Origin of the sequence: Dactylosporangium sp. CS-047395 (genome assembly GCF_050942185.1) — a bacterium.
Taxonomy (GTDB): domain Bacteria; phylum Actinomycetota; class Actinomycetes; order Mycobacteriales; family Micromonosporaceae; genus Dactylosporangium.
The window spans coordinates 3,150,426-3,171,598 of record NZ_CP192015.1 but is presented as its reverse complement, the minus strand read 5'-3'; the positions used below and the strand labels follow the sequence as shown (position 1 = coordinate 3,171,598).

21 protein-coding genes are annotated in these 21,173 nt (G+C 73.1%); 11 read left to right on the top strand and 10 right to left on the bottom strand.

Features of this window, described 5'->3' with window-relative positions; translation table 11 throughout:
* Positions 1 to 28: 28 nt before the first annotated feature.
* Together ACQP00_RS14830 and ACQP00_RS14825 are read left to right on the top strand one after the other, a co-directional pair.
* Positions 29 to 1,072: a serine hydrolase domain-containing protein gene (locus tag ACQP00_RS14830; protein ID WP_433219304.1), complete on the top strand. Its 1,044-nt coding sequence runs from the start codon at positions 29 to 31 to the stop codon at positions 1,070 to 1,072.
* Positions 1,073 to 1,121: 49 nt separating this feature from the next.
* Positions 1,122 to 2,963 (top strand): transglycosylase domain-containing protein, encoded by a 1,842-nt coding sequence (locus tag ACQP00_RS14825; protein ID WP_433219302.1) that lies wholly within the window; start codon positions 1,122 to 1,124, stop codon positions 2,961 to 2,963.
* A 4-nt stretch (positions 2,964 to 2,967) separates the two neighbouring features.
* Here the strand turns inward: ACQP00_RS14825 and ACQP00_RS14820 are convergent, their stop codons facing one another.
* The 4 genes from ACQP00_RS14820 to ACQP00_RS14805 are packed head-to-tail and all read right to left on the bottom strand — an operon-like array spanning position 2,968 to position 6,177.
* Positions 2,968 to 3,744: an SMI1/KNR4 family protein gene (locus tag ACQP00_RS14820; protein WP_433219300.1), complete on the bottom strand. Its 777-nt coding sequence runs from the start codon at positions 3,742 to 3,744 to the stop codon at positions 2,968 to 2,970.
* A gap of 13 nt (positions 3,745 to 3,757) precedes the next feature.
* Positions 3,758 to 4,489, bottom strand: coding sequence for a glucose 1-dehydrogenase (locus tag ACQP00_RS14815; RefSeq protein WP_433219298.1), 732 nt, complete (start codon positions 4,487 to 4,489; stop codon positions 3,758 to 3,760).
* On the bottom strand, positions 4,489 to 5,463 hold the full coding sequence (locus tag ACQP00_RS14810) for a glutathione S-transferase family protein (RefSeq protein WP_433219296.1): 975 nt from the start codon (positions 5,461 to 5,463) through the stop codon (positions 4,489 to 4,491). The genes ACQP00_RS14815 and ACQP00_RS14810 overlap by 1 nt, the downstream gene beginning before the upstream one ends.
* A gap of 12 nt (positions 5,464 to 5,475) precedes the next feature.
* Positions 5,476 to 6,177 carry an SDR family oxidoreductase gene (locus tag ACQP00_RS14805; protein ID WP_433219294.1) on the bottom strand — a complete coding sequence of 234 codons (702 nt, stop codon included), beginning with the start codon at positions 6,175 to 6,177 and terminating at the stop codon, positions 5,476 to 5,478.
* A gap of 90 nt (positions 6,178 to 6,267) precedes the next feature.
* On the opposite strand from ACQP00_RS14805, the gene ACQP00_RS14800 reads away from it, so the two are divergent.
* The 5 genes from ACQP00_RS14800 (at position 6,268) to ACQP00_RS14780 (ending at position 13,744) form a co-directional block, all read left to right on the top strand.
* Entirely contained in the window at positions 6,268 to 6,831 is a 564-nt protein-coding gene (locus tag ACQP00_RS14800) for a TetR/AcrR family transcriptional regulator (RefSeq protein WP_433219292.1), read from the top strand.
* A 50-nt stretch (positions 6,832 to 6,881) separates the two neighbouring features.
* Positions 6,882 to 8,132, top strand: a complete 1,251-nt coding sequence (locus ACQP00_RS14795; RefSeq protein ID WP_433219290.1) for a hypothetical protein — start codon at positions 6,882 to 6,884, stop codon at positions 8,130 to 8,132.
* A 31-nt stretch (positions 8,133 to 8,163) separates the two neighbouring features.
* The gene (locus ACQP00_RS14790; RefSeq protein ID WP_433219288.1) at positions 8,164 to 11,835 is read left to right on the top strand and encodes an AAA family ATPase; all 3,672 of its coding nucleotides are present in this window, start codon (positions 8,164 to 8,166) and stop codon (positions 11,833 to 11,835) included.
* A gap of 128 nt (positions 11,836 to 11,963) precedes the next feature.
* On the top strand, positions 11,964 to 13,067 hold the full coding sequence (locus ACQP00_RS14785) for a sensor histidine kinase (RefSeq protein ID WP_433219286.1): 1,104 nt from the start codon (positions 11,964 to 11,966) through the stop codon (positions 13,065 to 13,067).
* On the top strand, positions 13,064 to 13,744 hold the full coding sequence (locus ACQP00_RS14780; protein WP_433219284.1) for a response regulator: 681 nt from the start codon (positions 13,064 to 13,066) through the stop codon (positions 13,742 to 13,744). Before ACQP00_RS14785 ends, ACQP00_RS14780 begins: the two co-directional genes overlap by 4 nt.
* Here ACQP00_RS14780 and ACQP00_RS14775 read toward each other — a convergent pair.
* The 5 genes from ACQP00_RS14775 to ACQP00_RS14755 form a co-directional block, all read right to left on the bottom strand.
* Entirely contained in the window at positions 13,741 to 14,517 is a 777-nt protein-coding gene (locus ACQP00_RS14775) for an ABC transporter permease subunit (RefSeq protein ID WP_433219282.1), read from the bottom strand. The two genes, ACQP00_RS14780 and ACQP00_RS14775, sit on opposite strands and share 4 nt — an antisense overlap.
* Positions 14,514 to 15,218 carry an ABC transporter ATP-binding protein gene (locus ACQP00_RS14770; RefSeq protein ID WP_433219280.1) on the bottom strand — a complete coding sequence of 235 codons (705 nt, stop codon included), beginning with the start codon at positions 15,216 to 15,218 and terminating at the stop codon, positions 14,514 to 14,516. The genes ACQP00_RS14775 and ACQP00_RS14770 overlap by 4 nt, the downstream gene beginning before the upstream one ends.
* Before the next feature lie 118 nt (positions 15,219 to 15,336).
* Positions 15,337 to 15,969: a VOC family protein gene (locus ACQP00_RS14765; RefSeq protein WP_433219278.1), complete on the bottom strand. Its 633-nt coding sequence runs from the start codon at positions 15,967 to 15,969 to the stop codon at positions 15,337 to 15,339.
* Between the two features lie 3 nt (positions 15,970 to 15,972).
* On the bottom strand, positions 15,973 to 16,155 hold the full coding sequence (locus tag ACQP00_RS14760; protein WP_433219276.1) for a hypothetical protein: 183 nt from the start codon (positions 16,153 to 16,155) through the stop codon (positions 15,973 to 15,975).
* 62 nt (positions 16,156 to 16,217) lie between these two features.
* On the bottom strand, positions 16,218 to 17,414 hold the full coding sequence (locus ACQP00_RS14755) for an MFS transporter (protein ID WP_433219275.1): 1,197 nt from the start codon (positions 17,412 to 17,414) through the stop codon (positions 16,218 to 16,220).
* A gap of 101 nt (positions 17,415 to 17,515) precedes the next feature.
* Here ACQP00_RS14755 and ACQP00_RS14750 point away from each other — a divergent pair, with 101 nt between their 5' ends.
* The 3 genes from ACQP00_RS14750 (at position 17,516) to ACQP00_RS14740 (ending at position 19,828) form a co-directional block, all read left to right on the top strand.
* On the top strand, positions 17,516 to 18,049 hold the full coding sequence (locus ACQP00_RS14750) for a TetR/AcrR family transcriptional regulator (protein WP_433219273.1): 534 nt from the start codon (positions 17,516 to 17,518) through the stop codon (positions 18,047 to 18,049).
* Between the two features lie 10 nt (positions 18,050 to 18,059).
* Entirely contained in the window at positions 18,060 to 18,437 is a 378-nt protein-coding gene (locus ACQP00_RS14745; RefSeq protein ID WP_433219271.1) for a DUF427 domain-containing protein, read from the top strand.
* Positions 18,438 to 18,592: 155 nt separating this feature from the next.
* Positions 18,593 to 19,828 carry a L,D-transpeptidase gene (locus ACQP00_RS14740; RefSeq protein ID WP_433219269.1) on the top strand — a complete coding sequence of 412 codons (1,236 nt, stop codon included), beginning with the start codon at positions 18,593 to 18,595 and terminating at the stop codon, positions 19,826 to 19,828.
* On the opposite strand, the gene ACQP00_RS14735 is transcribed toward ACQP00_RS14740, so the two are convergent.
* Positions 19,819 to 20,583 (bottom strand): alpha/beta fold hydrolase, encoded by a 765-nt coding sequence (locus ACQP00_RS14735; protein WP_433219267.1) that lies wholly within the window; start codon positions 20,581 to 20,583, stop codon positions 19,819 to 19,821. The genes ACQP00_RS14740 and ACQP00_RS14735 overlap by 10 nt on opposite strands.
* 57 nt (positions 20,584 to 20,640) lie before the next feature.
* On the opposite strand from ACQP00_RS14735, the gene ACQP00_RS14730 reads away from it, so the two are divergent.
* Positions 20,641 to 21,042 carry a MarR family transcriptional regulator gene (locus ACQP00_RS14730; RefSeq protein ID WP_433219265.1) on the top strand — a complete coding sequence of 134 codons (402 nt, stop codon included), beginning with the start codon at positions 20,641 to 20,643 and terminating at the stop codon, positions 21,040 to 21,042.
* Positions 21,043 to 21,173: the final 131 nt, after the last annotated feature.

The window sequence follows — 21,173 nt, the reverse complement described above, 5'->3', positions numbered from 1 at the left end:
GGGAACTCATCGGTGTAGGGTCCGCGCCGTGAACGGTACCGTTGCCAAGGGTTTCGAACCCGTCGCCGCCGCCTTCCAGGAATTGCTTGAAGACGGCCGGGAAACCGGCGCGTCCGTCGCGGCCTACGTCGGCGGCGAGCTGGTGGTCGACCTGTGGGGTGGCTGGGCCGCGCCCGGGAAGCCCTGGCAGGCCGACACGCTCACGACCGTCTTCTCGGCCGGCAAGCCGGTAGCGGCGCTCGCCGTGCTCAAACGCGTCGCCGACGGGCTGATCGGGCTCGACGAACCCGTCCAGGCGTACTGGCCGGCGTTCCGGCACGACAGCGGCACCGTCCGGCACGCGCTCGCCCATCAACTGGGGCTGCCCGCCATCGCCGAGCCGCTCACCGCCGCGGAGGGGCTGGACTGGGCGCGCTGCACCGGGGCGATCTTCGACTCGCCGCTGGAGTGGGAGCCGGGGACGGCCGTGGGTGAGCACGCGCTGACGTACGGGAACATTCTCGGCGCGATCCTGCGCGGGGCGACCGGCGAGAGCGTCGGGGACGTGGTGCGCGGGTTCGGGCTCGACGTGCACTTCGGGGTGCCGGCCCACGAGCGGGGGCGGTGCGCCGAGCTGGAGCACGCGACGCCGGACTGGCCGCGGGAGTCGGTGTCCGGCCACGGCGAGCTGTGGGCCCGCGCCCTGGGCAACCCGGCCGGGCTGCTCGACCTCGCGGTGCTCAACGGCGACGCGTGGCGCGGCGGCGAGCTGCCCGCGGTGAACCTGCACGCCACCGCCCGTGGACTGGCCGGGGTGTACCACGCGCTGCCCCGCCTCCTGCCGCCGGAACTGCTCGCCGAGGCGCTCGCGCCGCAGGCCGTGGGCGTCGACCGGCTGCTGGAGGAGGACGCGGTCTGGACGCTGGGCTGGCGCCGCGACGAGGACTGGGTCGGGATGGGCGGGATCGGCGGCTCCTCGGCCGGCGGGCGGCTCGACGACCCGGACGGGTACCGGATGGCCTATGTGACCCGCCGGCTGGCCGATCACGACCGGGGCAACCTGATCTACGACACCCTCGAGGCAGGTCTGTAAGACTTCGACCGCGTACGATGCGTCCGTCCAAGGGGGAGGACCGACGCACATGAACCGGAAACGACTGCTCGCCGGCGCCGCGGTCATTGTGGTGCTGCTCGGCGGGGCGGCCGCGGCGGCCGGGATCTACGCCGGCAACGTGACCGTGCCCGAGCTGCCGGACCCGGGCGGGTCGACCGAGATCCTGTACTCCGACGGCACGCTCATGGCCCGCACCGGCCAGGACGACCAGGTGCCGATCGACACCGGCCGCCTCCCCGGATACGTCGCCGATGCGGTGATCGCGGCGCAGGATCCCGGTTTTCGGGACAGCCACTGGTTCGGGCGGCCGACCGGGATCAGCATCCAGTACACGCGAAGGCTTGAACCGGGTGCGGACAGGGCGCGCCTCGCCGTGATCGCGAGCCGGCTGGAGAGCCGCCACGGCAAGGACGTCATTCTCGACCGGTACCTCAACACCGTCTACTTCGGCCGCTACGCCTACGGCATCGAGGCGGCCTCCCAGGCGTTCTACGACAAGCCGGCCGCGACCCTGTCGCCGGGCGAGGCGGTCGTGCTCGCCGCGCAGCTGGACGCGCCCGGCACCGCCGACTACGACCCGACCCTGCACGCCGACGCGGCCAAGCGGCGGTTCGAGGAGATCCGCGGGCGGATGACCGGCGGCCTGACCGGCGTGGTGTTCCCCGAGGGCACCACCCGCCCGGTCGCCGACACGGAGAAGCGGCGCGCGGCGCTGCGCCCGACCGGCCCGGCCGGGCTGATCCGGACCCGGGTGCTGGCCGAGTTCGACGCGCTGCACCTGCCGGCCGCGGGCGCCCGGATCACCACCACCATCGACGCGAAGCTGCAGAGCTCGCTGCTCGGCGCGGTCGGCACGGCGATGACCGGCCAGCCCGGCACCATGCAGGCGGCGGCGGTCGCGGTCCAGCCGGGAACGGGGCGGATCGTCGCGTACTACGGCGGCGAGAACGGCGCCGGCCTGGACTACGCCGGCCTGCAGCACCCGCCGGGCAACACGTTCGCGCCGGTGACCGTGGCCGCGGCGCTCAAGGCCGGCATCTCGCTGCAGTCGAAGTGGCAGGCCCCGGCCGAGGGCGACTTCCCGGCCATGGGCCGCACGATCAAGAACGGCAACCCGATCCGGGACACCCGCAAATGCCCCGGCGGCAAGCCCTCCTGCACGCTGCTCGACGCCCAGCGCGACGGGCTCAAGGTGCCGCTGTTCGCGGTGATAGCCAAGACAGGGCCCGCGTCGATACTGGACATGGCGCGCTCGCTCGGCGTCGGCACCATGTGGATCATGCTGAAGGACGGCGGGCCCAAGGCTATCGCGCTCGACCAGCCCGGCGACCGGCTCTATCCGCAGTATTTCGACGCCGAGGCCGGCCTCGGCCAGTACCCGGTGCCGCTGCTCGACCAGGCCAACACGATGGCCACCCTGGCCGCGGACGGGCGGCGGGCCAAGCCGCACCTGATCGCGCAGGTGACCTTCGGCAGCCGGACCACCTACCGCGCCACCGACCAGGTCGAGGCGGGCGTCGACGAGTCCATCGCGCGCAACGTGGCCTGGGCGCTCACCCAGCAGCCGGCCGGGAAGCTCGCCGACGGCCGCCAAACCGCGCTCGCCGTCGGCGACTGGCCCTACGGCAAGGAGCTGACCAAGACCGCGAACGCCGCCGCGGCCGGGTTCGCGCCGCAGATCGCGGTGGCCGTGTGGGTCGGCAACAAGGCCGAGGAGCGGCCCCTGGTGGACCGCTCCGGCGCGCCGGTCACCGGCACGGGCCTGCCCGCCGCGATCTACCGGCAGTTCGTGGGAGCCGCCCTCGGTACCGCGAGAACCACCATCGACCAGCCCCCGCTGCTCGGCGACCCGAAGGCCGGCAACGCCTGAGCGCTCAGTAGCCGGCGGCCCGCAGCGCGGCGCGGACCACCCCGGCCTCGTCGTCGGCGGTCTCCACCACGATCGTGCAGCGCGGGTCGGCCGGCAGCCGCAGCGCCGTCTCGGTGGTGACCACCACCTGCCGGCCCTCGCGGTGGAAGCCCGCCGGCACCCGGTTCTCGCCGAGCCAGACCTGGGCGCCACCGGCGAGGCGGGCGTGCAGCTGGCGGTACCCGTGCGCCCACTCCCCCAGGTCGACGAACGCGCAGCCGAGCTCCTCCCCCAGCTCCGCGGCCAGGTCGTCGAGCCCGACACCGGCCCGCACCCGCAGCGCCGACGCCTCGGCCTCGTCGACCAGCCCGGCCAGGAACATGTCGAAGTCGCCCGCGACCGGCCGGACCGTCTCCCCGTCGACGTCGACGTAGACGACCTCCGGCTCGGCGTCCGGCCCGCACTCGCGGTAGTCCCAGCACAGGTCCCAGTGCCCGCCCCCGTCGAACGGGATCAGCCGGGTCGCCCCGTCCGGCACCCACATGTCCTCGTCCTCGGCCGGCGGCCGCCACCAGGCCCCGTCGAGCGTGATGCTCGGGAAGTGCGGCCCGATCCCGGACAGCCCCTCGTGCGGCAGCCCGGGCCAGGTCGCCCGCAGATACCCGCCGTTCTGTACGGCCAGCATGGCCAGGTACGCCGCGGGCAGCCGCACCCCGAGCTGCTCCTCGGCCGCCGCGACCGCCCCGTCGGTCAGCGGCGGCTGCACGAACGGCAGGTACGCGGGCACGCTCCACAACACCATGGACCCATTTTCGTTACAGGCCGCCCGCGACGCGCAAGGTGGTGCCGGTGGTGTAGGAGGCGGCCGGGCTCAGCAGCCAGGCGATGGCCTCGGCGATCTCGTCCGGGGTGCCGAGCCGGCCGACCGGGATGCGGGACACCACGTTCGCGGCGCGGTCCGGGTCGCCGGTCTGCTCGTGGATCTCGGTGTGCACGAAGCCCGGGGCCACGCCATTGACCCGGATGCCGTCCGTGGCCAGTTCCTTGGCCAGGCCCAGGGTCAGCGCGTCGACCGCGGCCTTGCTCGCCGCGTAGTGGATGTAGTTGCCGGGGCTGCCCAGGGTGGCCGCGGTCGACGAGACGTTGACGATCGCGCCGCCCGCGGTCATCACCCGGGCGGCCTGGCGGGCGCACAGGAAGGCGCCGATCACGTTGACGTCCATGACGCGGCGCAGCTCGGCGGAGTCCAGGTCGGCCAGGCGGCCCAGGGCGGAGGCGATGCCGGCGTTGTTGACCAGGCCGGTGACCGGCCCGAGCCGCTGCGCCGCCGCGCCGAACAGGGCGATGACGTCGTCCTCGGAGACCGTGTCGGCGCGCACGGTGACGGCCTGCGAGCCCGCGGCGCGCACGTCGTCGGCGACCTTCTCGGCGGCGTGGGCGTTGCTGCGGTACCCGATGGCGACCCGATGCCCGTCGCGAGCCAGCCGCACGCAGGTGGCCGCGCCGATGCCCCGGCTGCCGCCGGTCACCACGGTGACGGGGGCCATCAGCGATCCGCGGACGTCGTGGGCGGAGTGCCGTCGCCGAACGGGCGGCCGCCCAGGGCCTCGCGGCCGTGCGGGGTCTGCCAGCCGGCCAGGTCGGGGCCGTCCGGGACGATGCCGGTCGGGTTGATGTCGCGGTGCACGACGTAGTAGTGGCGCTTGATGTGCTCGAAGTTCACCGTGTCGCCGAAGCCGGGGGTCTGGAACAGGTCACGCGCGTAGGCCCACAGCACCGGCAGCTCGGACAGCTTCTGCCGGTTGCACTTGAAGTGGCCGTGGTACACCGGGTCGAAGCGGACCAGCGTGGTGAACAGCCGCACGTCGGCCTCGGTGATGGTGTCGCCGACGAGGTACCGCTGCCGCTCCAGCCGCTCGGAGAGCCAGTCGAGGCGGGCGAACAGCCGGTCGTACGCGGCGTCGTAGGCGTCCTGCGAACCGGCGAAGCCCGCACGGTACACCCCGTTGTTCACGTCCTTGAAGACGAGCTCCATGACCTCGTCGAGCTCGTCCCGCAACGCTTCGGGGTAGAGGTCGGGCGCGCCCTCGCGGTGGTGGGCGGTCCACTGGGTGGACAGGTCCAGGGTCAGCGGGGCGTAGTCGTTGGTGACGACCTGGCCGGTGGGGATGTCGACGACCGCCGGGACCGTGATGCCGCGGTCGTAGTCCGGGAAGCGCTTGAGGTAGGCCTCCTGGATGCGCTCGATGCCCAGCACCGGGTCCCGGCCGCCGGGATCGAGGTCGAACGTCCAGCTGCGCTCGTCGTGCGTGGGTCCGCACACGCCCATGGACAGCACGTCCTCGAGTCCCAGCAGCCGGCGCACGATGATGGCGCGGCTGGCCCACGGGCAGGCCCGGCTGACGACCAGGCGGTAGCGGCCGGGCTCCACCGGCCAGCCGTCCCGCCCGTCGGCCGTGATGCGGTCGTTGATGTACCGCGCGTCCCGCTTGAACTCGCCCTCGGCCCGATATGCGCTCACCGTGCCATTACATCAGCTTCTCACCGGGACCAGCTGGGGGTACAACGCCTCGCCGGGCTCGGACAGGTGCCGCTTGACGTGGCGCGTCACCTCGTCGGCGAGCACCTCGAACGCGCCCGCCTCGACGCCGTCGAGGGCCAGCCGGACCACGTCGGCCGCGCTCTCCTTGGGCCCGTCGACGCCCTTGGTCATGTCGGTGTCGACGTACCCGACGTGCAGCCCGGTCACCGTGGTGCCCTGCGGCGCGAGCTCCAGCCGGAACGCGTTGGTCGCCTGCCACACGGCGGCCTTGGTGGCGCTGTACGAGGTGCCCTGCGAGAGCCAGCTCAGCACCGAGTGCACGTCGAGGATGTGCCCGCCGCCGTTGGCCGCCAGGATCGGGGCGAAGGCGCGGGTCACGTGGATGGTGCCGTAGAAGTTGGTCTCGAACTCCTGCCGGATCTCGGCCAGGTCGCCGTCCAGCAGGCTCGCCCGGGCCGAGACGCCGGCGTTGTTGATCAGCACGGTCACGTCGGTGGCGATCGCGGCGGCGCGCCGCACCGACTCGGGGTCGGTGACGTCGAGCTGCAGCGGGATCGCGCCGGGCGTGCTCACCGACTCGGGGTTGCGGGCCGCCGCGTACACCTTGCGCGCGCCGCGGGCCAGCGCCTCCTCCACGAACGCCTTGCCCAGTCCCCTGTTGCCACCAGTGACCAGCACGACCTCGTTGTTCATGGTTCACACCTTCCGACTGTGGAAACCGATCGGTTTCCCGTGTAGCCCCACCGTAGAACGATCGGTTTCCGATTGGGTAGACTTCCGCGTGTGACCTCCATCGCCACCCCGCGCGAACGGCTGCTCAGGACGGCGGCCGAGCTGTTCTACGCCGAGGGCGCGGCCGCGGTCGGCGTCGAGCGGCTGTGCAAGGCCGCCGGCGTGTCGAAGCGGTCGATGTACCAGCTGTTCACCACCAAGGACGAAGTGATCGCCGAGAGCCTGCGCGCCTTCGGGCCCTCGACCGTCGCCGCGTACTTCCCCGGCCCGGCCGCCGACATGCCGCCCCGCGAGCGCATCCTGCACGTGTTCGCCCGACTGGAGGAGCAGGCCGGCACCCCGTCCTTCCACGGCTGCCCGTTCGTGAACACCGCGGTCGAGCTGCACGACCCCGCCCACGAGGCCGCGGGAGTCGCCCTCACCTTCAAGAAGCGCCTGGAGTCGTACTTCCACGAGCACGCCACCGCCCTCGGCGCGACCGACCCCGACCTGGTGGCGGCCCAGCTCACCATGCTCTTCGACGGGGCCGCGGTGCGGGCGGTGATGCGGGCCGAACCCCTCGGCGGCCTCGCCCTGCGCACGGCCGCGGGGATCTTGGACCACGCCGTACCCTGATTTGCGCATCCAGGTAGCAGGCGGGGTCGACCCGCTCTACGTTGGTCATCGTGGAATCGGTCGATGTACTGATCGTGGCGGCCCTCCCGGAGGAGTTCGCCGCCGCCAAGCAGGTCGCCACCGCCGCCGGGCCGGACCAGCCCGGGGTGCGGCGGTGGCAGGAGCACGCCGAGGACGAGCGCGCGCCGTACGTGGCCGGCGAGTACGTGACCGCCGCCGGCCGGCGCTTCTCAGTGGCCCTGGCCCGCCCGCCGCGGATGGGCGGGCGCACCACCGCGCCGATGGTCACCACGCTGACCGACCGGCTGCACCCGACCTGCCTGGCGATGTGCGGGGTGTGCGCGGGCAACCCGTCCGAGACCGCGCACGGCGACGTCGTGGTGGCCGAGGCGGTGTACGAGTACGACGAGGGAATCCAGACCGAGGACGGCTTCCTCGGCGACCACCGGCAGTACCCGCAGGACACCCGCTGGGTGCGCCGGGCCCAGGAGCTCGACCCCACCACGCTGCCCAGCTACGGCCCGGCGACCGAGGCCGAGGCGGGCACCTGGTTCCTGGAGCGGCTGCACCACGGGCAGAACCCGCGCACCCACATCGCCCGCCGCCGGTACTTTCCCACCGGCACCTGGCACACGCGCCTCGAAGCGCTCGCCGCCGACGGGCTGATCGAGTTCGACAACGACAGCGCCGGGTGGGTGCTGACCGGCAAGGGCACGCAGGAGATCCGCCGCCGGCTCGCCGACGACGTCGACGGCCCCGAGACGCTCCCGCTCGCGGTGGTGACCGGCCCGATCGCCAGCGGCAGCGCCGTCGTCACCGAGTCCGGGATCTGGGACCGGCTCAAGGCGATGGGCGTGCGGCGGATCGCGGCCCTGGAGATGGAGGCGGCCACCGTCGTCACCGTCGCCCACGAGCGGGCGGTGCCGCACTGGCTGGTCGCCAAGGGCGTGATGGACCGGGCGGACCGGCACAAGGACGACCGCTACCGGTTCTTCGCCGCCCGCGCCTCCGCCGAGGTGCTGTTCCGCCTTCTGGAGGACCTGATTCCCGGACAGCCCGCTCCCGTCTCCGGAAAGCTCAAGCTGGAGGTCGTGCGCCGACTGTCGTTCGACTGGCTCGATCTGGCCGACGCGGTGGGGGTACCGCCGCATGCTCGTGCTCGTTTTCCGCACGGCGACGAGCCACGGGGCCTGTGGGAGTGGCTCGAGAGCCGCGACCGGCTCGGCGAGCTGCCAGACGCGCTGACCGCCATCGGCCGCGCCGACCTCGCCGAGCTGATCCGGACCGGCGGCGTTGCCTGAGCCGGGCGCCGAGCGCCCCAAGGTGGCGTTCGTGCGGCGGATCGGCCCGGACTGGGTGGACCTCGCGGACCTGGCCGGGGTGCGGCCGCACCAGCGGGCCCGGTTCCCGCACGGCGACGAGCCCCGCGCGCTGTGGGAGTGGCTGGAGGCCCGCGGCCGGCTCGGCGAGCTGGCCCCGGCGCTGCGCGCGCTCGACCGCGACGACCTGGCCGACCTCGTCGACGTGCCGCCCGCCGACGCTCCGGCGTTCGCGGTGCCCGAGCCGCTGCCCGACCGGGAGCCCGGCCCGTGGGCGCTCGCGGCCGACGGCGACCTCGCCGCGCACTGGCTGCCCCGGGCCCGCGGCGCCGACCCGGACGCGGGCGGCTCGGCGTGGAACTTCACCGGCCGCGAGGCCGCCGTGGCCCGCATCGCGATCCACCTGACCGCCCCCGACGCGCCCCGGGCGCCGCTGGTCGTGCTCGGCGAGCCCGGCTGCGGCAAGTCGGCGCTGCTCGCCCACGTCCTGGTGCTGGCCGATCCGGCGCTGCGGGAGGACATGCCGCGGCGGTACCGCACCCCGCTCACCGACGCCCTCACCGGGGCGGTCGACCTGGCGATCCGGGCCACCGGCAAGACGCTGCCCGAGGTCATCGCGGCCGTGGCCCGGGCCGCCGGTTCGGGCGCCACCGACGCGGCCCGCCTGGTGACCGCGGTGCACGCGCGCCCCGGCGGCCTGCGGATCGTCGTCGACGCCCTGGACGAGGCCGACCCGGCCCACCTCAAGCCGATCGCGCTGCTGCTGCGCCAGCTCAGCCTCGACCCCGACGGGCACGGCACCCGCGTGGTGGTCAGCGTCCGCCGCGCGCCCGACGGCAGCGGCCTGGCCGAGGTCATCCGGCTCTCCCTGCGGGCCACGCCGGCCACGACCCTCGAAGCCGACCGCGCTCCTTTTCTCGTGTACGGCGATGTCGTCGGCTACGTCGAGCGCCGGCTCGAGGGCAGCGGCGCCCGGCCGACCCCGTACACCGGCCAGGACACCGCCGGCCGGGTCGCCCGCGCCGTGGTGACCCGGGCCGGCGGGAACTTCCTCGTCGCCCAGCTCGCCAGCCGCAACCTCGCCGACGGGCCGGAGCCGGTCGACACGGGCCAGCGGCGCTGGTGGGCCGAGTTCCCGGTCGACGTCGAGAGCGCGATGGACCAGTACCTGGCCCGCTTCGGCGGCACTGCCGAGCTGGTCCGCGAGCTGCTCACCCCGCTCGCGTTCGCGTTCGGCGACGGGCTGCCCGACAACGACGTGTGGGTGGTGGCCGCGACCGCGCTGAGCGGCGGGCCGCACACGTACCGCCGGCACGACCTCGCCCACGTGCTCGAACGCGCGGCCACGTACCTCGTCGCGCACCCCCGCCCCGGCGGGCGGACGTACCGGCTGTTTCATGACGCGCTCGCGCAGTACCTGCGGAACCGGTGCCCGAGCGACGCCCCCGAGCGCGCGCTGGTCCGGGCCTGGCGGGCGCACCGCGCCGACTGGGCCGGCGCCGACCGGTACCTGATCACGTACCTGTCCCGGCACGCGGCGGCCGGCGGCGAGCTCGACGACCTGCTGCTCGACCCGCTGTTCGTGGCGAGCGCGGAGCCCGCCAACCTGACCGTCGCGCTGGGCCAGGTCCGCACCGACGACGGCCGGCGCATCGCCCGCGTGTACCGCCAAATTCCCGCCACCGCCGCCCCCGACCCGGCCGAACGCGCGGCGTATCTCGCCCTCAGCGCGCAGCGGTTCGGCGAGCCCGGCCTGCGCGACGCGTTGCTCGGCTGCGGCCTGGACCTGCCGTGGTCCGTCATGGGCGGGGTCGGCCGCCCGCCCGACGAGCACGACGTGGTGCTGTGGCTGGAGGACGCCACCACGGCCGTGACCCTGCTTCCGGCCGCGGACGGCGCCGTCTACGTCATGACCGGCGACCGGGCCGGCCGGCTGCGCACCCACGAGCTCGCCGACGGCGTCGCCTTCCCCGCCCCCGACGTCGCGGCGCACGCGGCCCGGGTGACGGCGCTGGCCGGTCACGCCCGCCCCGACGGGCTGCACCTGCTGGTCAGCGCGGCCCAGGACGGCGAGGTCCGGCTCTGGCAGGCCGACGCGGGCCTGGTCTCCCCGGCCGGCGCCCACCGGCTCGGCGAACACGCGATCATCGCCGCCGCCGTGGCCTGGACCCCGGACGGCGCGCTGGTGGCCGCCGGCGACACGCAGGGCGCCGTGGCGCTGCTCCGCTTCGCCGACGACGGCACGGTGCGACTCGTCGCCGAGGCCACCGTCGAGGAGCTGCGGCGGGTGGCCGTGCACTCCCCCGGCGACACCGCCCCGCTGGTCGTGGCGGCCACCTCCACCGGCCTCGGCGTGCTGCTGACCCCCGACGGGAGCGGCGGCTTCGAGAAGGTCGATCTGAAGCTGAGCCGCTGGTCGATCACGGCCCTGGGCGTCGACGACCGCCTCGGCGCGATCGTGTTCGGCACCGGCGGCCGCGAGGTGCACCTCTTCGACCCGCCGGCGGGCCCGCTGGGCACCATCCCGGACGCCTCCGCCTCCGGCATCTCCGCGCTCGGCCCGATCCCCGCCGACGGGCTGCTGATCGGCGACTTCGACGGCGGGGTGCAGTACTGGACCTTCGACGCCGACGGCGGCCTGAGCCGGCAGCGTCTGGGCCGCCCGCACCAGGACGAGGTGCTCGCGCTCGCCCTCGGCCGCGAACCGACCGGCCCCCGCGCGGTGAGCGCCGGCCGCGACCGCAAGGTGGCCACCTGGGACCCGTTCGGCGGCGACACCGACGGCGGCGAGCACCCGCGCGACCCCGACCTGGTGGGCGCCTCGCCCGGCCCGGACGCCGTGACGATGGTGATGCTGGAGGGCGCCGACACCGAGCTCTGGCAGCTGCGTGAGGGCCGCGAGCTGGACCTCGTCGCCCAATCCGCCTCCGACGGCGGCGTCGCCGTGACCGGCACCGTCGACGGTGAGGGCGTGATCCGCCGCTACCGCAGCGAGCTGGACACCCGCACGACGGGCTCGCGCCGGCCGATCAGGCTGCAGCCGTACCGTGGAATCGCCCTGGACTGGATCGAGGGCACCCTGACCACCCTGGCCCTGCGCGCGGACGGCGGCCTGGACGTGTATTCGGGGGACGACTACGGCACCCCGGCCACCCGCATCGCCACCGGCGTCGTCCAGCCGATCTCCCTGTCCCTGGGCCGCCTCGGCGACGGCGAACCGGTCGTCGGCTGCGGCGACCCCGACGGCAACGTCCGCCTGGTCCGCTGGCGCGACCTCACCGACTGGTCCCAGGTGCCGGCCTGGCCCCTGTGCGGCCCGGACCCGCGCACGGCGGTGGCGCCGGACGAGTACGGCCGCAGCGTTCTGCTCACCGGAGACGCAACGGGCCTGCTGGCGCTGTGGTGGCTGACCGGCTCCACCCCGGGCGCGGCGGGCCCGGCGGTGCGCCACCACGCCGCCCCGATCACCGCGGTCGCCCTGGTCCACGGGGCCGGCGGCCTCCTCGCCGCGGCCGGCGACCGCAACGGCCTGCTCACCCTGTCCACGGTCGGCCCCTGGGGCCTGGCCACGGCCCCGCGGCACCGCATCATGCTCGGCTCGGCCGTGCTGGCCATCACCCCGATCGCCGCATCGGAGATCCTGGTCTGGTGCCGCACCGGCGCCGTCATCATCTCCTGGACCTGACCGCCGACGGGTCCGCCGCCCTTCGCCCGGCGGCGTACACCGACGCTCCCGGCGTACTCCTGATGCCGTAGTGGAACGTCAACCGTGCGCGGATGTGCGGCGGACAGGTGCCCGCATAGCCTCGCCGGGTGGACGTGTCGCCGTGGCTGCGGTCGGACCGCTGGCTGCCGATCAAGCTGGCCGCCATCCAGTCGGTCGCCGTCTACGCTGCCACCCGCCGGCCCAGCGACCGTCTCGACCTCGACGCCGTCGCGGTACTGCTCCTCCTGGCCGGCCCGCTGCTGCTGGCCGCCCGCCGCCGGGCGCCGCTGCTGGTACTGGCCGGGAATCTTGTGGCGTCGGCGCTCTACTTCTCACTCGGCTATCGGTTCGCGCCGGTCGTCATCGGTCTCGCGGCCGCCATCATCTCGATGGTGAACCAGCCGGGTCGGCACCTCCAGGCCTGGGTGGCGACCGGCGCGGGGCTCGCGGGATACCTTGTGCTCAGCCGGGTGGTGCACCGGCAGGACGGCCCAGGCATGGTGGCGGTCGTGGCGATCGCCGCGGTGCTGGCGCTGGTCCTGGCGGCCGGGGAGGCGATCCGGGTCAGCGCGCGGCGGCGGCGGGAGATCGAGCGGGTAGCGGTCTCCGAGGAGCGGCTGCGCGCCGCCCGCGACCTGCATGACGTGCTGGCGCACCAGGTTTCGCTGGTGACCGTCCACGCGAACCTGGCCCTGCGGGCGCTGGACCGCGACCCGGAGCGGGTCCGCACGTCGCTGAGCGCGATCAAGGAGGTCAGCAAGGGGACCATGGTCGACCTGCGGGCGGTTCTGGCGGCGTTGCGCGGCGATGAGGAGCCGCCCCGGCAGCCCGCGCCCGGGCTGGCTCAGCTCGACGAGCTGTGCACCCGGTCCACCATGGCCGGGCTGCGGGTGGAGGCCGTCGTGGTGGGAGTACCGCTGCCGCTGCCCACGGCGGTCGACCTGGCCGCGTACCGGATCATCCAGGAGGCCGTCACGAACGTGCGCCGGCATTCGTCGGCGCGGACGGCCACGGTCACGCTCGACTTCGGCGCCGACGCGCTCGACGTCGAGGTGGCCGATGACGGCCGGTCGAGCCAGGTCAGCGAGGGTGCCGGGGTGGCCGGCATGCGGGAGCGCGCATCGACGGTGGGTGGCTCGTTCGAGATTGCCGCGAAAGGTACCGGCGGGGTGCGCATTAACGCCCGCCTGCCGTACCGGGAAAACCCATGAACCAGGCCCACCCGATCCGGGTGCTGCTGGCCGACGACCAGGCGATGATGCGGGCCGGTCTGCGGGCGCTCCTGGAGGACAGTGCCGACATCACCGTTGTTGGCGAGGCCGCCGACGGTCGCGAAGCGGTGCGGCAGGCGGGGATCCTGCGGCCGGCCGTGGTCGTCATGGACGTCCGGATGCCGGTGATGGACGGCATCGAGGCGACCCGCGCGATCATGACGGATCGGCGGCTGGCCGGCGTCCGGGTGCTGATCGTCACCACCTTCGAGCTGGACGAGTACATCTTCGCGGCCCTCCGGGCCGGGGCGAGCGGCTTCGTGGTCAAGGACAACGAGCCGGAAGATCTCCTCCGGGCGGTCCGGGCGGTGGCGGCCGGCGCGTCGATGCTCGCGCCGAGCGTGACGAACCGGGTGGTCCACGAGTTCGCCAGCCGGGCCAAGGAGTTGCCGCCGGCGTCCGCGCTGGACCGGCTGACCGATCGGGAGCGGGAGGTGATGGCCCTCGCCGCGCAGGGGCTCAGCAATGACCAGATCGCGCTGCGGCTGTTCGTCAGCGTCGCCACGGTGAAGACGCACATCTCCCGGCTGATGCTGAAGCTGGACGCCCGGGACCGGGCGCAGGTGGTGGTGACCGCCTACGAGACCGGTCTCGTGCGTCCAGGCTGGATGAGTTAAGAAACGTCTCGCCGGGCGAAGACGACGCCGGCGACGGCGACCGCGACGGTCAGGTAGGCGAGGGTGGCCGCGAACGCCGGCCAGTAGCCGACGGTGTCGGTGCCGCCGGCCATCACCACGCCGGCGAGCAGGCCGGGCAGCCAGTGCGGCGCGTCGGACCAGATGGTCGCGGCGATGTTCTCGGCCATGAAGAACCAGCCGAGCATCACCCCGACGGCCAGGACGGTCGAGCGCAGCAGCACGCCGAAGGCCAGCCCGAACGCGCCGTACAGCGCGCAGGCCACCAGCGCGTCGGCGTACCCCGCGGCGGCGTGGCCGAGGCCGGCACCGGTGAACCAGGCGTCGACGGGAAGCCCGCGGGCCAGCATCGTGACGGTGGCCGAAGCGACGCTGAGCAGCAACGCGGCCAGCAGCGCGGCCGTCATCGCGACGAGCAGCGCGACGAGCTTGCCGCCGAGTACCGCGATCCGGTCCGGTTGCCGGGTCAGCAGCACGCGGATGGTGCCGAAGCTGTATTCGGTGGTCACCGAACTCAGGAACAGCACCAGGATCACCAGCCCGACCAGCCGGGACGCGTTGCCGAAGCCGATCGTCAGGCCGTCGGCCGCGACGAGCCGCGCGATCGGCACCGCCCGCGGGCCGGCCGTCTCGGTCGCCGTGGCGACGCTGAGGATGCTGACCAGCAAGGTGAAGCCGAAGAGCGCGCCGAGCGAGCCCCACAGCAGCCGGGGCCGGCGCAGCTTGAGCAGTTCGGCGCGGAGGGCCCGGGTCATGACGGTTCCCCCTCCAGGATGCGGAAGTAGCGCTCTTCGATGTCGCCTTCGCCCATGACGCCCTCGAAGCGCCGCCGGCCCTGGTTGATGACGATCAGCCAGTCGCACACCTGCTGCACCTCGTTGAGCAGATGTGAGGTGACCAGCACGGTACGGCCGTCCTCGCGGATCGACCGGATGATGCCGCGCATCTCGCGGATGCCTGACGGGTCGAGCCCATTCGTCGGCTCGTCGAGCACGACCAGGGCGGGGTCGCCGAGCAGCGCCGCGGCGATCCCGAGCCGCTGCCGCATACCCAGCGAATAGGTCCGGTAGGCGTCGGCCGCCCGGTCGGCCAGCCCGAGCCGCTCCAGGACGATCGGCACGCGGGACCGGTCGGTGCCGGCGAGCGTCGCGTACACGGCGAGATTCCGGGCGCCCGACAGCCCGGGGTAGAACGCCGGCCCCTCGACCAGCGCACCGACCGACGGGAGGTAGGCCGCCGGCGTGGTGATCGACTGGCCGATGACCGTGCCGGTGCCGCCGTCCGGGCGGACCAGGCCGAGCAGCATGCGCAGAATGGTGGTCTTGCCGGCGCCATTCGGCCCGATCAGGCCGGCGACCGTGCCGGCCGGGATCTCGAAGTCGAGCCGGTCCACAACGGCGCGCGAGCCGTACCGCTTGGTCAGGCCGCGCACCACGACAGCTGGAGGTGTATCCATGGCACGCATCGTCACGGCCGGACCGGGTGCCGGTCGTCCACCGGCGGATGGCTTCCGCGATACCGCAGCGGGTTGACGCGCACCGCCGGTTCGCGGGCCACGCCGGGCCGCGGCCGGGCTAGTCGCGGCCCTGCCAGGTGGTGATGCAGGCCTCGTTGCCCTCGGGGTCGGCCAGGACCCAGAACGCCGGGGCGTGGGAGTCCGTCACGAGGTGGCCGCCGGCGGCGAGGGCGGCCACCACGCGGGGCTTCGCCTCCTCGTGCGGGACGGAGATGTCGATGTGGATGCGGTTGCGCTGTGGGCGTTGGGCGTCCATCTGCTGGAACCACACCGCCGGGCTCAGGCCCAGCGGGTCGATCAGGGCGGCGCCGTAGCCGTCCGGGGTGTCCGCGTAGGCGAGGGCGGCCTTCCAGAACGGGCGTACCGCGGCGATGTCGAGGGCGTCGATGGCGAGCTCGATCTGCTGGGTCTGTGCCGGTACCGTCGCCAGATCCAGCTGGGCGAGGACCTCGGTGAGGCGTCCGGCCAGGGCGACGCCGGCGGTGGTGAAGTCGTTGATGGTCAGCAGGACGCGGTCGGGGCGCAGGTCGATGGACAGGGTGGCAGGAGAGCCGCCGGCGCAGGCGGCGGCGGCCGTGGCGGCTTCGGCGAGGGAGGTCACGGGCACCGTCGCGCGGAGGGTGCCGAGGATGTACCGCCAGCCCAGGTCGGCTACGGCGGCCTGGGCGGCGGCACGGGTCAGCGGGGTCACCAGCTACATATACAGGTCGACGCCCTGGCCGTCGTTGAGGTTCGCGGCCACCTTGCCGCCGTGCTTGGCTCCGAGGAGCTGGCTCAGCGTGTCGGCCTGGGCGTTGACCTGGGCCTTGCGGGCGGCCGGGTCGACCGGGGAGCCCGCGTTGGGAACGCTGAACGTGATCGAGTCGCCGATGCGCATGCGCTGTCCTCCGTGACGTGCGGCTACTGGTCCCCCTGCCATCGGCAGGGGGACCAGCGCACTTAAGGCAAACGCAGCTGCGCGGCCAGGGCGACCAGCGCGGCGAGGATGATCGCGGCGCCGTACCAGAGGACGGTCGTGAGCAGGCCCAGCGGGGCGACGAGCTGCCCGGCCACGATGGCCGGTACGCCGAAGCTCAGGTAGGCGACCAGGAAGACCGCGGCGAACAGGGCGGCGCGCTGGTGGGCCTCGGCCAGGGGGCCGATCGCGCGCAGGGAGCCCGAGAACGTGGCGCCGAAGCCGGCCCCGCCGACCAGGCCGCCGAGCAGGAGCAGGGGCAGCACGCCGGTGGCGATGCCGGTGAGCACGATCGCGGTGCCGATCAGGACGGCGACGGTGCCGAGGCGGACGACCTTGCGGGCGGGGTGGCGGCTGAAGAAGTACGCCGCCGTGGCCGCGGTGGCCGGTGGGATGAACGCGGTCACGCCGTTGAGCAGGCCGCTGCTGTGGTGGAAGAGGTCGCGCAGGATGCTCGGGGACAGGCCCATGAACAGGCCGGCGAGCATCCACGAGGCGAGGTGGGCGGGTGCGGCGGCGACGAAGTCGGGGCGGGCGGCGTGCGGTACCGAAACCTGGGGCTTCAACGCCGCCAGCGCGCCCGGCCGCGGGCTGACCGTCTCCGCCGAGAGGACCGCGGTCAGCGTGCCGACCGCCATGATGACGGTGAGGCTCGTGAAGACGATGAGGTTGGCCTGGTGCGTGAACTGCACGGCGGCGCCGGTGAGCAGCGCGCCGAGGCCCAGCCCGCCGGCCGGGGCGACGGCGCCGAGGATGCCGCCGAGGCGTTTGTGGCGTTCGGGGGCCAGCTCCACCAGGGCAGCGGTGAACGCGCTGCTGGCCGCGCCGGTCGCCAGGCCCTGCACGATCCGGGCGGCGATCACCCAGCCGATGTTCGGCGCGAACACGAACATGAGCATGGCGGCGAACTCGACGGCCAGGGCGCCGATGAGGACCGGGCGGCGGCCGACGTGGTCGGAGAGCGAGCCGACCACGACGAGCGAGGCGAGCAGGCCGAACGCGTACGCGGCGAAGGCGACCGTGAGCACCCACGGCGCGAAGCCCCACTCGCGCTCGAACAGCACGAGCAGCGGCGTGGGGGCGCCGGCGGCCAGGTACAGCGACCCGAACGCCAGCGCGGCGCCGGTGAAGGCCACCCCGGCGGGGAGGGTGCGCCGTTGAACCAGTGATGCGGTCGTCATCGCGCAGCTCCTAAAGCAACGGTCTTTGCGTTACGCTGAAGCTAACGCCACTCAGCCTCGCTTAAAGCAAATATCATTGCTTTAGTTAGGAGCGTCACACCATGGCTGCCCCAGTACGCCGGCCCGGCGGGCGCAGTGCCGCCGTGCTGACCTCGATCCGGTACGCCGTGGAGGAGCTCGTGCGCGAGCGCGGGGCGGAGAAGGTGACGATCCCGCTGGTCGCGGAGCGGGCCGGGGTCAACCCGACCAGCGTGTACCGGCGGTGGGGCGACGCCGCGACGATGCTCAACGACATCGCGACCTACCGGCTGGACCCGGAGCGGGAACTGCCGCACACCGGCGACCTGCGGGCCGACCTGATCACCTGGGCCCGCGAGATCGTCGAGCACTACCGCAAACCGATCAACGCCGCCCTCCTGCGCAGCGGCAGCGCCAGCGCGGGCGAGCAGGAGACCGAATGCCTGCGCAACCGGCGCACCGAGGGCCTCGCCATCGTGGGCGAGACGGCCGCCCTGAGCGCCGACGAGCTGATCGACGGACTCATCGGCCCCCTGGTGTACCGCGTGATCTATCTCCCCTGGACGCTCGACGACGAGCTGCCGGTCCGCCTGGTCGACAAACTCCTGCGGGCATAGCGTTGGACGCATGAGTCGTCCGCATCTGATCCCCGGCCCCGACCACCCGATCACCGTCACGCCCTCCGACGTGCGGGTCGTCGTCCGCTCCGGCGAGCACGTCGTCGCCGACACCACCGCCGCCCTGGCCCTGCAGGAGTCCACCTACCCGGTCGCGTACTACGTGCCGATGGAGGACGTCGACCAGCGGCTGCTCGAGCGCACCGAGCACAGCACGTACTGCCCGTACAAGGGCGACGCCTCCTACTACTCGGTCGTCACGCCGGACGGCACCGTCGACAACGCCGTGTGGAGCTACGAGAAGCCGTACGACGCCGTGTCGCCGATCGCCGGCCGGGTCGCCTTCTACACCGACCGCCTCGAGGTCACCGTGGTGTCGGGTTCCTGACTCAAGCGATCTTGTAAACGGAAACGCCCTCCCCGCTCGTCTAACCCTCGGGCACCGCACGGCCGCGCCGTTCGGACATTGCGGGCAATACCACACGGGGGTTTTGCTCGGCGGCTCCCCTTGAGTACCGTTCGCGAACGGGGAGGGCACGAGACATGTTGAGTCGCCGCAGGATGCTGGCCGCCGGCGCGGGAGTCGCCGCGGCCGCCGCGCTGGCCGCGTGCAATGACGGGAACACGGGCAAGGCCGCCTGGACCGGCGGAGGCTCGCCCGGTCCCGACGGGGGCGGCGGAGGCGGCGGCGGGGCACCCGCGACCGTCACCATCACGCCCGCCGCCGACACCAAGGACGTCGCGCCGACGAGCCAGGTGACGGTGGCCATCGACAACGGCACCCTCAACACCGTCACCGTGGCGGCCGGCGGCAAGAACCTCGACGGCAAGCTGTCCGACGACAAGAAGAACTGGACGTCCAGCGGCGCCCTGGCCTACGGCCAGACGTACACGGTCACCGTGGCCGGCGCCGGCGCGGACGGCAAGGACGTGAGCCAGAGCAGCAGCTTCACCACGCTGCAGCCCAAGGCCGTGGCCAGCACCACCTTCCAGGCCAACCCGATGCTCGCGCTGAAGAACGGCGGCACCTACGGCGTCGGCCAGCCGGTCATCGTGTTCTTCAACAAGGCCGTCAAGAACCAGGACGCCGCCGAGCAGGCCATGAAGGTGACGACGTCGCCCGAGGTCGAGGGCAAGTGGCACTGGGTCACCAACCAGAGCGCGCACTGGCGGCCGGAGAAGTACTGGGCCAAGGGCACCACGGTCAAGGTCAGCGTCAACCTCCTCGGCGTCGACCTGGGCAACGGGGTCTACGGCGGCGGCAACTCCAGCGCCAACTTCTCCATCGGCCCGTCCCGCATCGCGATCGCGGACTCCAACACCAAGCAGATGGAGTGCTGGATCGACGGCCAGATGGTCAAGAAGATCCCGGTCAGCATGGGCAAGGGCGGCGAGACCAAGGGCTCCAAGGGCGAGACGATCGACTTCTTCACCCGCTCCGGCGTGCACGTGCTGATGACCAAGGAGCCGCTCGTCACGATGAGCTCCGCCAGCTACGGCATCACGGACAAGAACAACCCGAACTACTACGAGGAGAAGATCAAGCTCGCCTGCCGGATCTCCCTCTCCGGCGAGTACGTGCACCTCGCCGACTGGAACATCCCGCAGCAGGGCAAGTCGAACACCTCGCACGGCTGCATCAACGTGGCCCCGGCCAACGCGCAGTGGTTCTACGACACGTTCGACGTCGGCGACGTGGTCGAGGTCAAGAACACGCCCAAGAACCTGCCGCTCACCGACGGCCTGGGCGACTGGAGCATGCCCTGGAGTCAGTGGTAGCCGAGCAGGCTCCGCACGGTCGCCGCGAACGCCCGCGGCCGCAGCACGTGGGCGTTGTGGCCCCCTTCGAACACGGCGAGGTCCCGGCCGAGCTTCTTGGCCAGGGCCTCGACCGGCGCCGCGGCTGACGTTCCCCGGCTGCTCGCGCCGGCGGCCGGCACGACGTGCTCGGCGAGCAGCGGGCTCTCGTAGAGCCAGAACCGGCGCGCCGCCGGGGCGTCGTGGGTCAGGAAGAACGCCAGGTTGGCCGCGCGTTCAGGGCCCGGCCGGGGAAGCTCGACGTCCGGCTCCCGGTCGGCCGGGTCGAACCCGGTCAGCGCAAGGAAGCGCTGCATGGCGGCCGCGACACCCTCGGCCCGGAACGCCTCCTCGACCGCGCGCTGCCGCGTCACGAACGGCTCCGGATCGTCCATGACCTGCGTCAGCGGCGGTTCGTAGGCCACGACGGTGCGCACCAGCCCCGGGTACCTGGCCGCGAGGTCCAGCCCGATCAACCCGCCGATGCTGATCCCGAGCACGTCGACCGGCCCGCGCGCCTGCGTCGCCAGCAGGAGCGCCAGGTCGTCGGTGTGCGACTCGATCGTCACCGGATCGTCCCCGGCCGGGCTCCTGGAGAGACCGCGGCGGTCGTACGTCATGACGGTCCGGTCCCGCGCCAGTTCCTCGACCAGCACGGGCGTGGCGTCGGCGTCCCCGTCGCCGCCCTGCACGACGACGAGCATGGGCTCGCCGGTTCCCTGCTTCCTGGAGTACATGCCGCCGACCGTAAAGCATCAGGTCTGATACATCAAGTCTGTTGTATCATCCTTGATGTGAATGCTCTCGAGCTGCTCATGCTGGGCCGGACGCTCATGAAACTGGCGGGATCCGCGATGCCGGTCCTCGGCGACGACGACTCCCTGCCGGCCAGCGTGCGCTCGGTGCTCATGGACGTGTCGTCGCACCCGGACAGCTCGATCGGCGCGATCGCGGAGCGGACCGGCTTTCCGCAGAGCCACGTGTCGGCCTCCATCGCGCGGCTGCAGGAGCGGGGCATGGTGGCGACCTCGCCGGACCCGCGGGATCGTCGGCGCACGTTGGTACGAGCGCAGACGCTTCTGGTGGTGCACGCGTCCCCGGCGGACGACGTGTTGCTGGGCGCGCTCGCCGACCCGGAGGCGTTGCCCGAGGTCAAGGCGGCTTTGGAGACGCTCCACCGCCATCTGCTCGCCTAGCTGCTGGTTGGTGACGGCTCAAATGCTGACATGTCGGAAAAATCCTGCTGTGGAGCGTATTGTGCATGATCGCAAGACCCGTGGGGCTGAACCGGACGCGTCGGTGCGTGTGTCCGGAAATATCCGGATTT